The sequence below is a fragment of the Emticicia fontis genome, assembly GCF_054779675.1.
Map to the genome: position 1 here is coordinate 78,903 of NZ_BAAGXU010000012.1, position 16,351 is coordinate 95,253.

At 39.9% G+C, this 16,351-nt stretch carries 11 protein-coding genes; all 11 read right to left on the bottom strand.

Annotated features, from left to right (window positions below):
- The 11 genes from ACYVFA_RS07725 to ACYVFA_RS07775 all read right to left on the bottom strand — a co-directional run bounded on the left by ACYVFA_RS07725 (nt 1) and on the right by ACYVFA_RS07775 (nt 16,326).
- Nucleotides 1-3,312: a TonB-dependent receptor gene (locus ACYVFA_RS07725; RefSeq protein ID WP_460471237.1), complete on the bottom strand. Its 3,312-nt coding sequence runs from the start codon at nt 3,310-3,312 to the stop codon at nt 1-3.
- A gap of 324 nt (nt 3,313-3,636) precedes the next feature.
- Complete coding sequence (locus tag ACYVFA_RS07730; protein ID WP_460471238.1) at nt 3,637-4,716, bottom strand: FecR family protein; 1,080 nt, start codon at nt 4,714-4,716, stop codon at nt 3,637-3,639.
- Between the two features lie 70 nt (nt 4,717-4,786).
- The gene (locus tag ACYVFA_RS07735) at nt 4,787-5,401 is read right to left on the bottom strand and encodes an RNA polymerase sigma factor (protein WP_460471239.1); all 615 of its coding nucleotides are present in this window, start codon (nt 5,399-5,401) and stop codon (nt 4,787-4,789) included.
- A 323-nt stretch (nt 5,402-5,724) separates the two neighbouring features.
- Nucleotides 5,725-5,919 carry a hypothetical protein gene (locus ACYVFA_RS07740; protein WP_460471240.1) on the bottom strand — a complete coding sequence of 65 codons (195 nt, stop codon included), beginning with the start codon at nt 5,917-5,919 and terminating at the stop codon, nt 5,725-5,727.
- A 228-nt stretch (nt 5,920-6,147) separates the two neighbouring features.
- A complete protein-coding gene (locus tag ACYVFA_RS07745) occupies nt 6,148-6,639 on the bottom strand; it encodes a DinB family protein (protein ID WP_460471241.1) in 492 nt (163 codons plus the stop codon).
- Nucleotides 6,640-6,663: 24 nt separating this feature from the next.
- Nucleotides 6,664-8,190, bottom strand: a complete 1,527-nt coding sequence (locus tag ACYVFA_RS07750; protein ID WP_460471242.1) for an alpha/beta hydrolase — start codon at nt 8,188-8,190, stop codon at nt 6,664-6,666.
- Nucleotides 8,191-8,417: 227 nt separating this feature from the next.
- A complete protein-coding gene (locus tag ACYVFA_RS07755) occupies nt 8,418-9,761 on the bottom strand; it encodes a TolC family protein (protein ID WP_460471243.1) in 1,344 nt (447 codons plus the stop codon).
- Nucleotides 9,761-10,843 (bottom strand): efflux RND transporter periplasmic adaptor subunit, encoded by a 1,083-nt coding sequence (locus tag ACYVFA_RS07760; protein WP_460471244.1) that lies wholly within the window; start codon nt 10,841-10,843, stop codon nt 9,761-9,763. Before ACYVFA_RS07760 ends, ACYVFA_RS07755 begins: the two co-directional genes overlap by 1 nt.
- Before the next feature lie 48 nt (nt 10,844-10,891).
- A complete protein-coding gene (locus tag ACYVFA_RS07765; protein WP_460471245.1) occupies nt 10,892-14,107 on the bottom strand; it encodes an efflux RND transporter permease subunit in 3,216 nt (1,071 codons plus the stop codon).
- A 45-nt stretch (nt 14,108-14,152) separates the two neighbouring features.
- Nucleotides 14,153-14,977, bottom strand: coding sequence for an aldo/keto reductase (locus tag ACYVFA_RS07770; protein WP_460471246.1), 825 nt, complete (start codon nt 14,975-14,977; stop codon nt 14,153-14,155).
- Nucleotides 14,978-15,270: 293 nt separating this feature from the next.
- Nucleotides 15,271-16,326, bottom strand: a complete 1,056-nt coding sequence (locus ACYVFA_RS07775; RefSeq protein ID WP_460471247.1) for a helix-turn-helix domain-containing protein — start codon at nt 16,324-16,326, stop codon at nt 15,271-15,273.
- Nucleotides 16,327-16,351 lie beyond the last annotated feature (25 nt).

A 16,351-nucleotide genomic window follows, 5' to 3' on the forward strand; every position in this document is an offset into this window, starting at 1 on the left:
TTAGAAACTAAGGTTAACTCCCAGACTGATAGTCACAGACGGAACGTCGTCCTGATAAATTGCTGAATTGAATTCAGGGTCAAATCCAACAAATTTTGAAGTAATAATCGGGTTAGTTACCTGAGTATATACTCTTGCGTTGTAGAGTTTCCATTTATCCATCAAGCCTTTAGGAATGGTATATCCTAAAGTGATGTCTGAAATGCGCAAGAAACTCGCATCCTGATAATTAATAGCACTGCGATATGGATTAGCTGCAGCTACACCGAAATATGTATTGGATGGGTTTTCGCTTGTCCAGTAATCCAAATCAGCCAATTTATTGTAGCGTTGTGCCGTAAGTTCACCGAACGTGCCCGATAAGGTTTTGTTATTATACAAAGTTCCGTTTCTATAATAAGCGAAGAATGATAGATCGAAACTTTTATATCTGAAACGGTTAGTCATACCCATAATAAATTTAGGTAATTCAGAACCCAGATAAACTCTGTCGTCAATGCCATCAGTAGAAGAGATTTTACCATCATTATTCTGATCTACTACTCTCACCGAACCTGGAACCTGTCCATATTTAGCTGCTAAATCTTTATCAGCTGTTTGCCATATACCGTTAAATTTATAATCGAAATTGGCTCTGATTGGATAGCCTACAAAAAGGTTATTTCCTTTATCGGCCATTTGTCCGTTGCCATATAATTCGAGTAACTTGTTATTATTTTTGGTAAAGGTCAGCGTAGTATTCCATGAGAAATCAGATGTCGCTATATTGACGGTATTCAATAAAATTTCAATCCCTTTATTCTGGATTTTACCTACGTTTGAAGTTACCTGAGAGAAACCAGAAGTAGTTGGGATTTTTTGGTTCAGAATCAAATCATTTGTTTTTCTGTCATATAATTCTACACTCCCAGAAATGCGATTGCCAAATAAACCAAAATCTAAACCAAGGTTTAGTTCTCTACTTCTTTCCCAGCGTAAGTCTTTATTGCCGAGGTTAGAAGGAGCAAAACCATAAGCAGCCGTACCATCAAAATCATATCCTGTGTTCAAAAGTCCGGCTTGTGTGCTATATGGTGCAACCGTTGAGTTACCCACTTCGCCATAGCTCAGTCTTAATTTAAGGTTTGAAAGAACTTTGGCACGTTGCACAAATGATTCGTCAATTAATCTCCAAGCTAAAGCTACTGAAGGGAAGAACGCCCATTTATTACCCGCCGCTAACTGAGATGCTCCGTCTGAACGGCCCGTTAAGGTTAAGAAGTATTTGTCCCGGAAAGTATAATTCAATCGACCCATATAAGAGGACAACGAACGCTCAATTAACGAACTACTATACGCTGTAACTGTTCCGGTATTGAGGGCGTACCAATCTGAATCAAATGGTAAGTCTTTGGCTGCAATAGAAGAGGCTTCATTGCGTTGATAAAACGCACTTTGTAAACCTGTAATATTGATTTTATGCTGACCTAAATTCAGGTTATAGGTAATGATATTATCAAGTGTATAACTTCCCAGAAGGCGGTTATCTAGCTGCGCTCTTGGTTTTGCACCAATCTGAGATTTAGTCCAGGTTCCTCTGAAATCTCCAACCTTTGTTGTAGCGTAATTAGTCGATAAAGAAGAACGGATACTCAGACCTTTAATAGGTGAGTACTCTACATAAGCATTGGCCATAATGCTCGAAACCGTCGTTTGTAATTTCGATTGGTTAGGGTCAACATCGCTTAAAGGATTAGGTACCTGTTTATCATTAATACCCATCCAGAAAGCTGTCCCATTGACATCAAAATCCTGGTTTTCAGACGGATTTGGTAAGTCTTTAAAGTAAGCAACTCCGGTAGGTCTGGCGCGATAAGCCCCTCTTAAAGATTCCTGAGAGCCCAGATTCTGGATTGAGTAAGTAGCATACGAAGTAAAGCCAACTTTAAAGTGATCGCCTAGTTTGCTGTCAAGACCAGCATTCAGATTATATCTCTTGAAATTGGTGCTTAATACGTTACCATCTTCATTCAGAAAACCACCTGCAAAACGGTAAGTCGTTTTATCGTTACCTCCCGCTAAACTTAAATTCTGACTGGTTTGCACACCCGGCGCTGTAATTAAGTCAACCCAGTCTGTGGTACGGCCATTCTTGATATTATCTAATTCTATTGTAGTAAACTTCGTTTCTGCTGCGCCTTCTAGAATTCTGTCGGTATAAGTAGCCTTATAAAACTCCTCACTATTCATCAATTTAGGTAAGTGCGCAGGAATCTTTACACCTACGTAGCTGTCATAGCTCACTCTTGGCTTACCTGATAAACCTTTTTTAGTAGTGATAATTACTACTCCATTAGCACCTCTGGCCCCATAAATAGCAGTAGAGGAAGCGTCTTTTAATATATCCATCGATTGGATGTCGTTTGGGTTCAGGTTATTAATATCGCCACCCATCAAACCATCTATAACCACCAAAGGAGCAGTTGAGTTATTAATAGTATTTTCACCTCTGATAGTGATATTATACGAACTACCCGGACGGTTATCTGTTTTTGTAACGGTTGCACCTGCTACCTGGCCTTGAATAGCTTTTGAGGCCAAAATAGGATTAGCTCTTATAATGTCCTTTGATTGTACAGAAGATACGGCTCCTGTTAAATCGCTCTTTTTTTGCTCACCATAACCTACTACTACTACTTCATCTAATGCTTTATCGTCAGGCGTAAGTTTTATCTCAATCATTGTCTGGTTTCCGACCACAATTTCCTTCGTAACATAACCTACATAACTAAAAACCAGAATGGTAGATTCGTTTGGTACGTCTAAACGAAAAACACCATCCACATCAGTAGTAACACCCTTATTTGTCCCTTTTATTAATATACTTACTCCTGGAATACCTTCTCCCTTTTCGTCCGATACTTTTCCTGAAACAATCTTCAGGGGTTTCTCTTCTTCTCTGGGAGTGGGCGTGCCTGGTAAAATTAATTTAGTTTCTTCTACAAGGCCAATCGTTTCTTTGTACAACAATATCTGTTTGCCATTTACTTCAAAAGCAATTTGTAGGGGCTTGCAGATTTTCTCTAAAACTGTTTTCAGTGTTTCGTTCTTTGCTTCAAAAGAAACTTTCTGACCAATGTTGATTTCTCTGGGGTTATAAACAAACTTTACTTTTACATTATGCTCAATCAAATTGAGCATTGATTTAAGGTTATCATTTGATGCTCTGACACTAATTCTTTGTTCAAGCACCTCTTGTCCAACAACCGAGTGGGCATACGACATACCTAGTCCAATCAAGCTTAATACTATCTGTACAAATGAAACCCTCATAAGTTTCTTTAAAAATAGGGGAGAGAAAAACTCTTTCATCAGAATGAGATAAAATTTAGGGTTAAAATGTTTTTTATCAAAGGATGGATAGAAATATTTTATTTTTTCTTGTAGAAAAAATCAACAGCAAACTAGCCACTAAAGACACTTAGTGATAGCGACAACGAGCAAGCTGAGGGTAATTCAAATGTTATTTTTGAAGGGTTACGAGTGTAAAGGATGCCATTCATAGATAATTGTGGTTTTATCTATGGATGGCAGAGAAATTCGGCAGATACTTGTTTTTATTAAATTTTTTTTTGAAATAATGCAAAAAAATCATTCTTAACAGCCATTGCTATGTATAACTATCTGAGCATCAACTATTTCGTAGCTTGAATGCGTAATTTTACAAATCAGATTTAATTTCTCAAACAATGATTCGTCGGATAGGGAAGCTGTTAAATAACAGTTCTCCATGTTTTTTTCGTCGTAGATAATATGGATGCCATAGGCTTTTTCAAGTTGTTCAAAAACTTTAGCAATGGGCGCTTCGTCAAAAACAAAACTTTCAGGAGATTCAGCAATCAATAATTCAGGCTTTTTACTGATTGACTTGAGTAAGCGTGAGTCGGCAATAGAATAATCAATGGCCTGGTTGGGCGTCAGGATGATTCCAGCCAATTCATTATTTTTCTGGAAATTGGCTTTTTCAAGATCTTTACGGCTATATACCGAAACTTTTCCTGTCCGTACTTCTACTTTCACGTTTTTATCATCATCAAAGGCTTTTACCATAAAACTGGTTCCTAAAACCTGTGTAGAAACATAATTGGTGTAGACCCAGAATGGACGCTTAGGGTTTTTAGTGATATTAAAAAATGCCTGACCTATCAGGTATACTTCTCTTTTCGCATCAGAAAACTGTTTTGGATAACGGATTCTACTTTTAGGATAAAGCGCAATAACGCTCCCATCTTCGAGGTTTATCTTTTGTATTTCTGAATCCTGATTTTCAGTTTCAATATAATTAGTGGTCAGGTTTGGGTTAATCTTTTCAAGAAAAGCGTTTTGCTGTTTCTCTGAATAATATCTTATGCCCACGAATCCAATTCCTAAAACAAGCACAATTGAAGCGGCAATTCTGAATACCTGCGTTCTCCAGAACGGTAACTTAACTACATTCTCCTGAATAATTCTAGCTGTGATAATATCCAGTTCTTCTTCTTCCAACGCTATATCTTTCTCACGCAAAGCCAATAGAAATGCCTTGGCTGAATTGATTTGTTCAATGCAGTCAGGATTCTGGGCCACCCAATTGGTCCAGAATAATTCACTCTTATTGTCTGGATTGAGAACCCATCGCTGGAATGATTCATCCCGGCTAAAGTCTTCAAAGTTATAGTTTCTGTACTCTAAGTTCATCAGCGAAAAGGAAGTAATATTTGTAAGATGCCAATAGATGATTATAAATACTGTATTCGAGTGATATTTTTTATAAAATAAAATTTATCAGAAATAAGTAGTGGATGAAAAGCCCCGACCAGTTCTCACGAATCGTCTGGAATGCCACTTGTAAAAGATTAGAAACTGATTGAGAATTAATACCCATAATCTCGGCAATCTCGTCACGTTCCAGATTCTGATAATACTTCAGATATATTACTTCTCGTTGCCGTTTGGGGAGAGAGTTGAGTAGAGTAGAAATCTTTTTGATGTTTTCCTGTGTGTTTTCCTCTTCGATAATCTGCAACTCGGGCGAAAACTCTACAAAATTCAAATCGTTTTCAATATCAATTATCTCACTTTCCTGATTAATTTTCTGTCGCACACTCTCACGCAGGATTTTCTTACGAACTGAACTTAGCAGATATGCTCTTACACTATCAGGTTGGGCTATAGTATTTCGCCTGGTCCAGATTTCTACAAAGACTTCTTGTACACAGTCTTTTACAAAATCTTCTTTGCGGACAAACTTATACCCATAGTTTTGAAGAAGATTAAAGTATTTTTTGAGCAATTTCCCCAAAGCCAGTTCGCTGCCGCTTTTCAACTGTTGCCAGAGTTGAGAATCGGTTGGCGTATTGGTGTATAATTCTTGTGAATTCATTTTTTACTTCACATGACAGTTTGAAATACTTGGGGGCTACAAATAAAGTATATTTTTAGAAAAATCAATGCTGAATCTGATAAAATATAACTAAGCCCGCTAAAAACGAAAACAAATTAAATGACTAAGTAGGAATACTCATCTGAATACGCTGATTAATAGTACTATACGCCGAAATTCTGATACAATTATGCAGAAGTGTAGACAGAACTAGATAGGAGAGTAGAAATAAAGAAGGTTTCACAATTAACAGATTGTGAAACCTTCTTAGTAAACTTAAAATCGGATTTAATTTAAAAGATTAGTAAGCAATTGTAGAGCCACTAAGCTTCATCTTTAGTAGTACGAATCAGGTTGATACCTGAAAGAAAAAAGACAAAGCCGATAATACCGTAGATAATCAGAGATTTAATGTTTTTTGCACCGCCTGAAGTATTGACAAATATAATGGCCGAATAAATAAGCCCAACTATACCTAACACAGTAAGTATTGCTCCAAAGGTTCTTTTAAGGTTCATAAGTTTATATTTTACTATTATGTGGAATAAATAAGCTTTAGCTAAACGCTTATTGTGTATACGCTTAACATTTATAAGAACGTAAAAAACTGTGCCATAGCTAAATGGGTATTTTCAACTTATTCAAGAGTAGATTTGGGTAGAATGAGTAATATTTTATAAAAGTTGATAGAAAGGCTTGATTTATTGGTCATAGAAATACGATTAGTAGTGTATAATGGATATCCATTATACACTACTTTTTGCCTGAAACACCCATTCAGGTGCATTATCAATGGTGTGGCGCAAGTGTAAATTGAGTTGTGCTACATGGTGTTGCAAATGCCGCATATTATAGATAATTATTTCATAGACTGAATAATCCATAGAACCTGAAGAGTTAATCCAACGACACTCCAATTGCTCTTTGCTTAGATTTTCAATTAGAGTTCTACACTTTTCTCTACAAAAAGACAAATAATCAATTAGCTCTTTTTTTGTATAGGTTCTTTCAGGCATGCTGTCTTCAAACTCTGATTCAGTAAATGGACTGGGTGGCACAAAATTCTTTGGCTCCATAGTTAGATAATAGTCCAGAAAGAACAAGGCATGAAAAGCCTGATACCAGAATTTCCAATCTGTATCCCATTCCTTTTCCGGACATAGCAAAATTGAATCTTCGATCATATCCATGCTTGCACCCATCTGATTCCAAAGGCTTTGTTTGATTATTTGTAGCATAATTAGATTAGCCTATTCAATAAATTACTTCTCATATTTAAGCATTTTACTAGCCCACGGAATAAAGTGCTGCATATTAGGTGCATCGGTGTGCCCGCCATCATGTTGTCGCCATGCTAATTGTCCATTCAACATATCGGTATTGTAAGGTGGCATTTTCTCTGTCTTGTAATCGTTAGATACCCCAATGTCTTTAGCACCTAATAGTTTAAATACCGTGCCTGCCGCCACTGTGGCCATATAGCTTCCTTGTTGATCAAGCCATTTGGCATCACCTTTTTCGGGTATACCATAACTGATAAATGTAGGTCTAGGTGCACAAAGGGCAATGAGTTCATGCGAATCCACAGGTAAGTCACAGCCTGTCTTTTTGCCAAAACCAGCTTCTTCTGCTCCATATTTCATATAATTGCCCCCCATCCAATAATGGAAACCTCCTGAAAGATTTTCAACGCCTTCTCCAAACACTCTCCGATGAAGAGCCGCACCTCCTTTACCGGAAGAACCAATCAGGCCTATGGCAAAGCGTTGCTCAAAAGCAAGAGTGACTAGAGCGGCTTTACCATAACGAGATACACCTTCAATACCTACCCGTTTCGCATCCACAGTCGGTTCTGTTTCTAAATAGTCAAGTCCACGAGCTGCTCCCCATGCCCACGCCCTTAAGGCGCCCCAGTCTTCTGGTTTTCTGGGTTGGCCTTTATTGACTAAGCCAATGATTCCTTTGGTTAATCCGGCTCCATTATCAGCCTGAATACTTGCAGGGTCAATCGTTACATACCCCCAGCCTGCGGCAAGCAACTGTTCAGTTGATGGCGATTCTCCATTGGTTGCCGGAGCAAAGAAATTAGGGCCAGGTAGACGAGTAATAGGCGTATAAGCAGGATATTGATCAAATATAGCTTTCAGCGAAGGGTCATGTTTAATCATCATATCTTTAAACGAAGCATTGAGTTTTTCCATGTGCTCGGGGCTTGGTTGCGCAGGAGCAGGAAAGGACGGTCTGCCAAACATCATCAGCACCGGAACAGGACCTTTTACATTAGTCGGCACTACTAGCATCATGTTTATATCAACATTAATCAAGGGATACTCGCTATTATCTACATGCCCTATTAATTGTTTGGCTACTACTGGTGTTCGGCCTACAACTTCCTTATCTGTGATTTTAACTATCCATGATACTTTGGGGACATTTTTCGGAATCCTGCCGTATAATTCTCTTTCAATGTCTTCCACTAATTCTGGGCGTCGTTTGTTCCACCAGTCATCAGCGCTGGTTACTTTTTTGCCGTTTTTAAGCGTCAATGCATCAGGTAGATTGGGGCAGGGATTAGCCACTGATTCATCATAATTGGCATGATTCGGGTCAGACTCATTGCCACTATAGCCGGGCCTCATGCGTTTGATGCCCAGTTGCTGCATCATGTTTTCCCGCATTTGCTGGTCGGTATAATTTACCAGAGGTGGCAAACCTTCTTTAGAAGAAGCCACATTTTGTGCTACCGCATTTGCAGATGCCAGTAGCAACGAAAAAAGAACTTTTTTCATGTTTGAATTAATAATTAAGATTGATTGGTTTTCTGAGATTGTAAGGTATGCGGATTATCAAGACAAATATGTAAGTGCCTATTGCAGAACTAAGTAACGAAAAAAAATGATAAGGTGTAGGAGATTCTGATGAAATCTGGGAAAGCATCTACATGAAGTACAAAAGCGTGGATAGGAGCCAAAAAGCCATTAAAAAAGGGAAGCCCTCGCTTCCCTCTTCAATTTTCTTATTCCTGTCCGTCTCCGACGTAGAACTGTATAAGTTTCTGTTGATAACGTACCTGTATACTTGCACGAGCCACATTGATTTTGGCAGAGGCTAATGCACTTTGAGCTACAAATAAATCAACTAATGGAGCTAAGCCATTCTGGAAGCGACCTTGCTGTAATTCAAAGGCTGCTTGTGCGGCTGATAGCTGTGCTTGTGCCGTTGTAAATTGTTGTTGCGCAGTTTCGTAATCGGTCAAGGCCTGATTGATTTCAGCGCGTATCTGGTCTTGTCTGTCTATGATATCTAGTTCCCGGTTAGCTTCTTCAATCCGGTTTTTAGCCAAAGCCGTTTTGGTCTGATTCCGGTCAAAGATATTCCAGACTAAGTTTAAACCTGCATAGACGTTAATCTGATTGCCTAATTGTCTGACAATATTTCGTTGCTCAATAGTTTTCAGGGCATCATTGCCATTGATATTCTGCTGAAATAAATATCTGCCTGCGGTTGTAAAACCTCCCGTAGCTACCAGTTGAGGTTTTAAAGCAGATTTAATAATTGGTGTTCTTAGAGCAACAGTCTCACGTTGTTGTTTTAAAGTCAACAAATCATAACGCTTGGTATAAGCAGAACCTATTAGGTCTTGGTTTGTAAAACTAACCAATCCTTCTTCCGGCAAATCCTGAAAATCATAATCTCCGGCAGGTAGGTTCAAACGTCGAATCAGAAATATCTTATGATTCTGTAAGGTATTTTTGGCCGCTATTACCTGTTGCTCATCCAGACGTGTCTGTGCCTGTTGCTGGTAGAGTTCGTTTGGCAATCTTAAACCTGCTTTTACCAGATCGGTCAGGATAGTATCTCTTTCTTGCGAAAGATGCCAGTTCTGTGTAGTAATCTCAATCAGTCTTCTGTCTAGAGATAATTGCAAAAACGCCAGACTTAAGTCATTTACTACTTGTTGACGGGTAAATTTCAATTGAGAATTAGCAGCCTGTTCGGTTTTTTCTGAAACCTGTACCTGGGCTTTTCTGGCACCACCATCAGCTAGCACATAGTTGCTGTTGGCCTGAAAGTTAAGGTTTGTATAAGTACTGCCCACTAATGAAGGCGTAGCTACTGTCAGCAAGTTATTTCCTGACTGAAAGGTAAACCCACCGTTGAAAGTCGCATTGGGCAAAAACATATTCTTACTGCCGTACACGTCCCACTTAGCCGACTCAATAATATTCTGTGCTTTTCGGATTCCCACATTCTGCTGAATAGCCATTTGTAGGGTTTCCTGGAAACTTAGTACTTTAGTCTGTGCCAAAAGGTTGAGCCCATAGCACATGATAATTAAAAGCAATATAACCTTTTTCATTATTTATTTATCGGTTTGTTTGCCACTTTTACAAGTGAACTATCTATCAATGAATTCCCGACGTTTAGTGCTACTACGTCTCCCTCGTTCAAGCCTGAATAGACTCTGTATTGTAGCCCGTCGCCTGCACCAATCTTAATTGGTCGGTAATAAATGTGATTGTCTTTGATGATAGGGGCAAAATATTTATCTCCTTTTACTACTAATGCCTGTGCCGGAATACTCAGGAATTCTTGGGCAGGTAAACGAATCAATACTTTCAGAAAGCTACCTGCTAATATCTGATTGTTGCCATTATTATACTCAATCTCAGCTAGCATCATACGAGTACGGGCATCTAACTCTCCTGTCATCCGAGTAATTTGCGCGTGTAATGTATCTGAAGAACCCGGTACCAATATATCGACAGGTGTACCCGGACGAACAGTTCCTGCATCGGCCTGCTCAACAAAGATAGTAATCCTTAAACGGTTCACCTGTGAGATAGTAATCACGGGCAAAGCACTGGTTTGCGAAGAGGTAGCCGCTTGTAACAAAGCGCCTACATCAGCATAACGAGCCGATACCTTTCCGGCAAATGGTGCTTTAATGGTAGTATAAGATAGTTTCTCTTTTTGCGCATCTAATCTTGCTTTAGCCATTTCTACATCTGCACGGGCTTTATCTGCTTCCTGATCGGTTACATATTTTTTAGAAAGCAATGATTCTATTCTTTGCAGATAGCTTTGCTTCTGTTTCAGGTCAGCCTCTAAAGCCAGTTTCTCTTGTTCTAAATCTGGCGACTCAATGATGGCAATTGTTTGGCCTGCCTTTACATCTTGTCCTTTATCGACAAAGAGTTTTTGTAGATAACCGCTTATTTTGGCATAAAGGGTTACTGACTGATAAGGACGTGCTTCGGCAGAAAGCATCAGGGTTTTGCCAGATTTTTGCTGACTGATGGTAGTAGTACTCACCGTTACTCCTTCTGATTTGGTTGTAGCAGGAGGTTCGGCAGCACCAGTACAGCTTATCACAAAAATCCCGACTCCTGCGATTATAGCTAATAATCCGATTCGGCGAAGATTTTGTTGATTTTTCATAATATTTAATTGTTTTTGAATGTCTGTTATATTTCTAAGGTTTTGCGTTTAGGCCACTACATGAGTATCTTCTTCTTGGTCTTCCAATAGGCTTACCTTGGCTTTCGATTTGCCTTTGTATAAACCTGCATACACAGCAGGCACCACAAAGAGTGTAAAAATGGTAGCGATAATCAAACCACCGATTACGGCACGTGCCAGAGGTGCATTTTGTTCAGAGCCTTCTCCTAAGCCAATCGCCATCGGAATCATCCCCAATACCATAGCAAGCGCTGTCATCAGGATAGGACGTAGGCGGGTTCTTCCGGCTTCAATCACAGCTTTCAGTACCGAATAGCCTTCCGCACGTAAATCGTTGGCATAACTTACCAGTAGTGTAGCATTAGAAGCGGCAATTCCTACGGCCATGATAGAACCCATCAATGACACTACGTTGATGGTAGTTCCTGTTGCCCAAAGGAATAAGATAATACCCGTTAACGCACCTGGAATAGCTACCAATACAATCAATGGATCTTTTAATGACTGGAATAATACCACCATCAATACATATACCAGCAAAATAGCTAATACAAGCCCTTGTGCCATATTGGTAAATGACTCATTCATTACCTGCCCTTGTCCGCGTACAGTAATGGCAAATCCTTTTGGTAGAGTACCCATGTTTTTCACAATGCGTTCTATATCCGCCGAAACTGAACCCAAGTCTCTGCCTTCCACGTTAGCCGAAACATTCAATACACGTTGTATATTCTCGTGATTAATCTGGCTTGGCATTACTGTTGGTTTTATGTCTGATACATTGCGCACGGTCTGTGCAATTTGTCGGGGCACATCTGTTGGTTGCAATGTTGAGTTGCTGTTCAAAGCGCTGGCAGCGGCACTGGTTGTCAATGGCAGATTCAGCAAATCACTCACCGATTGTATCTTACTAGATGGCGATTTTACTACGACTGTATAATTTACGTTATTGGCCGGGTTAAGGAAGTATGAGGGTGCAAACAAACCACTTGAAGATAAGTTTACCAATAGGTTACTGGCTACGTCTCTCTGGCTTAGACCAACTTGCGCAGCTCTGATACGATCAACATCCACTTTAAGTGTAGGGTAATCTAATACCTGTTTGATGGTAACATCTTTTAATCCGGCTACTTTTTTCAGCGAATCTCTCAATACCTTCGCCATATCATAACCTTTGTTATAATTACTTACCTCTACCTGTAAGTCGATAGGGGAGCTCAAACCAAAGTTTAATACCTGCCCCACCATGTCGGCAGTCTGGAAATAAGATTGCGTACCCGGAAAATCGCTATCTAGTACTTCCCGTATTTTGTTCCGATAAATTTCAGTTGGTTTATGGTCTTTTTTCAACGAAATCATAATTTCGGCATCCATACCGTTCACATTATCGGATTGCACATAGGCCAGGTTAAAGAAAATCGGAATACCTATGTTAGCACTAATTGTACCTAATTCCTCGGGGGGGACTATTTTCTTAACAGCCTGCTCTATTCGCTCCACATATTTTTCAGTTTCTTCAATACGAGTACCGAATGGCGCTCTAAAATGCAGTTTCATGAAACCTGTATCAGTAGTAGGGAAGAAGTCCGTACCCACGTGTGGTGTTACTAACACCACTGTTAGTATAACTATCACCAAAGACCCAATCAATACAAGCCCCTTTTGTTTCAGCGTTTTGCGCAGGCGGCTGGCGTATGTATTTTGTAAGCGTTCAAACTGGCGGTCTCTCCAATGGTCAAATTTTGTGGCATGTGCCTCATGTGCACCAGCTTTCAACATCAGGCGAGATAGCAGAGGAACCAATGTTCTTGATAATATATATGATGTAAGCATCGCTACCACCACAGATAATGCCATTGGTACAAATAGGTAGCCTGCCGGACCTGTAATAAATAATACCGGAATAAACACGATACAGATAGACAATGTAGCAACTAATGCAGGGGTGGCAATATCGGCAGCTCCATCAATAATAGAGCGTACCAACGATTTACCCATACTCAGGTGGCGGTGAATACTTTCTATGGCCACCGTAGCATCATCAACCAACATACCTACGGCCAGCGATAATCCCCCCAGCGTCATGATATTCAATGAGTTACCAGTAAGTTGCAAGACAATAATGGCTGTCAGAATAGCTAATGGAATAGAGGTTACTACGATAAATACGTTTCTCCAGTTACCCAGGAAACCAAAAATCATGATGCCTACCAGAAAGATAGCCAGACCCATCTCGTGTAATACGTTATCAATCGCTGCACGTACGAATATACTTTGGTCGAAATCGGTTGTGATTTCCAATCCTTCTGGCGCTACTTCCTTGATTTTAGGAATCATGTTTTTAGACGCCTCCACAATCGTTAAAGTAGACGCACTCGATTTACGCAGAATACTCAAATAACTGGCATGTTTGCCATTAATACGCACAATATTGGTTGGATCTGCAAAAGAGTCAGATATTTTACCGATGTCTTCAACCTTGATTGTCTGTCCGTTAATCACTTTTATCGGAATATCATAAAACTGCTCAACTGAGCTTGGGCTGGCATTCAATGCAATATTGTATTCGGTTTCTCCCATTTTAGCAGTACCTGCCGGAAGAATAACGTTTGAACTTTGTAAGGCCGAGATAACATCGGCTGCTGAAAGACCTTTGGCAGTCAGTTGAGCAGGATCAATATCAATATTAATCTGACGTTGTTTACCACCATATACGCCCGGTGTCTGTAATCCCGGTATTGTAAATAAGCGAAGGCGCAGGAAGTTATTGGTATAGTCGGCCACGGCATCTTCACCCATTGTCTCACTCGAAATAATCATGTGCAATACAGGTAAGTTCGAGGCATTATAGGGAAGCAATACCGGAGGCTGCATACCAGGAGGCATCTGGCGTAAAGCCGTAGAGGATACCGCTGAAATCTGGGCTAATGCCTGACCTAAATCAGTACCTGCCTGAAAGTATACACGTAATAAACCTACACCCGGAATAGAACTTGATTCGATACGCGACACCCCTTGCACCTGCGAAGAAATACCACGTTCGTTGTTAATTACTACCCGACGCTCCATATCCTCAGCCGAAAGACCCGGATATGCCCATACGATATTTACAACAGGTATGTCAATTTTAGGGAAAATATCCGTTTGCATGGAACGGATTGCCATCACACCTCCGAGCATCATCAAAAAAGCCATGACTGCAATGGTATACGGGCGATTGAGTGCTAATCGAACAATCCACATAAGAATGATTTAGTTTTTTGTATTAGTATATATTTAAATAGCTGCTTAACTCAATACCGAGGGCATCATACTCCAAACAGCTAAGTTTTCATGTAAATGTTTTTCCGAAGAAGTACCCGGAATAGGAATAATATTGGGCGACTTTTCGAGCAACCAAAGCAATGATAATTGCGGTAAAGTGATACCCATATCGGCAGCTTTCTGTTGGTATTTCGGTGCTTTATCGGCATCTATCATAGCAGTAGGGCAGTAAGCTATGAAAGCGATATTTTCGTTGGCACAGGTCTGGGCAAATTTCAGATGTGCTTGTTTGGCAATGCTCAGAGAATTTTGCACCGAAGCAATTTTTGTTATGCCTTGTGCCAGCCTTAATTGTTCCAGGGTGATATTAGACAAGCCAATCTCACGGATTTTTCCCTGTTTTTTCAGGGTGGCCAGCATCCATACCGATTCTTCAATAGGCACCTCTGGGTCAACGTGGTCTAACTGGTACAAGTCAATAGTTTCCAGATTCAGGCGTCGCAAACTGGCCTCAACTGTAGTTTTCAGATAGCCGGGCTTGCCGCTGGCAAATATCTTTCCGGGTGCATATTTAACCGAGCCTCCTTTAGTAGCTACTATCACCTCTTTCTTAAAAGGTTCAATAGCTTCAGCTAAAATCAGTTCCGAACAACCCGGCCCATAGGCATCTGCCGTATCAAAAAAATTTACTCCCAACTCATAGGCTTTTCTTATTACCTTAATCACCGCTTGTCGGTCAGCGGGTTCTCCCCACGATCCGGCACCTGTAGTAGCTCGCATGGTACCCAGGCCAATCCGGTTGACGGCCAGCGTGTCTCCAATAATAAATTGTTTGTTGAGAACCTCCATGAAGATTTTATTGGTAAAATACGCTACAAAGTTCTATTTCACAAGTTAGAAAATCACGGTAAGTATTGCAGGAAGAATGGTAAAAATCGAAGATACAGGGATTAAAACAGGATTAATTATAGGATTATGCCAAGATTAATTATGAAATGTTTTTGTGTTGTGATTTTTTAATCCCTGCCACGGGTCTCGTAGTTCAATTACCTCTGGTTTAGTATGGTAGTTATAATTCGTATTAATTAACTGCCTTTAGCTAAAAAACAGATGCTAGACTTGTATAAATAACCAACACAAGCCTACGCCGTTTGCATACGGTATTCTCTGGGAAGAATTCCTGTAGATTTTTTGAAGAATTTGGTGAAATTGGTCGGCTCATCAAAGCGTAGACGATAAGCAATTTCAGTGACCGACAGCTCGGTTGTATGTAATAAAGACTTAGCCTCAAAAATCAAACGCTCATTGATCAGCTGCTTAGCTGATTTTCCAAGCTCTTTTCTTAACGTATTACTTAAGTGATTAGGATGCACATTCAACTGGTCGGCAAACTCATTCACGGTAAATACTTTGCCTGTTCTTCCTTTAGAAAGTAAGAGAAAATGTTCTTCTAATAAACGTTCAAAAGACCTGCTTAATCTTGGATTCTTGGCGTGTTCAGTAGAAATATGTGTATGAGCCTCATAGGTTTCCTGAGCTTTCAGGAAATAAATATGCAATAGATGTCGCATAATTTCCCAGCGGCAGGCAGACGAGCTGTTTACCTCTTTAATCATCAACTCAAATAAATCCTTAAAGGGTTGTTGCTCATCAGCAGATAAATTAAATACTGCTCTACCCTCTAGCTGAAACATGGGTAGCTCACGAATAGCTTGTAAGCTTTCGGGTGTAGAAGAAAAAAAGCTTTCGTTGAAAAAACAGATATAACCAGTCAATTCCTCCAGCCGATGATATTGATGCAGATGCCAGGGGCTAAGAAAGTATAAGGTGCCCTCTTGCATCAGAAAATCAGAAATACCTACTTTAAACGCCAGTTTCCCACTTGTTACCAAAGCAAAAATATAAGAATCACTCCGGTATACAGGGCTCATAACAGGCCGGCTCCGCAACGCCTCTTCGAATCTATATAGCTGAAAATCGGGCGAATGCGGGTCAGGTAAGCCTAAAGCCTGCATCAATTTTGTGATGCCAATAAAAACTTCAAAATCAGGCGTTTTCACCAACAAATCTTTAATTGGGTCAAAAATACAAATAGAAACGGTAGGAATAGTTAAAATTCGCTTAATTTCATCCTTGAAAACCACGATTTGCTCATGGTTTTTTACCGTTTGTCCTAATAACGGTATTTTTTTTGCCAAGTATCTTGCATTGCATAGTACCTTT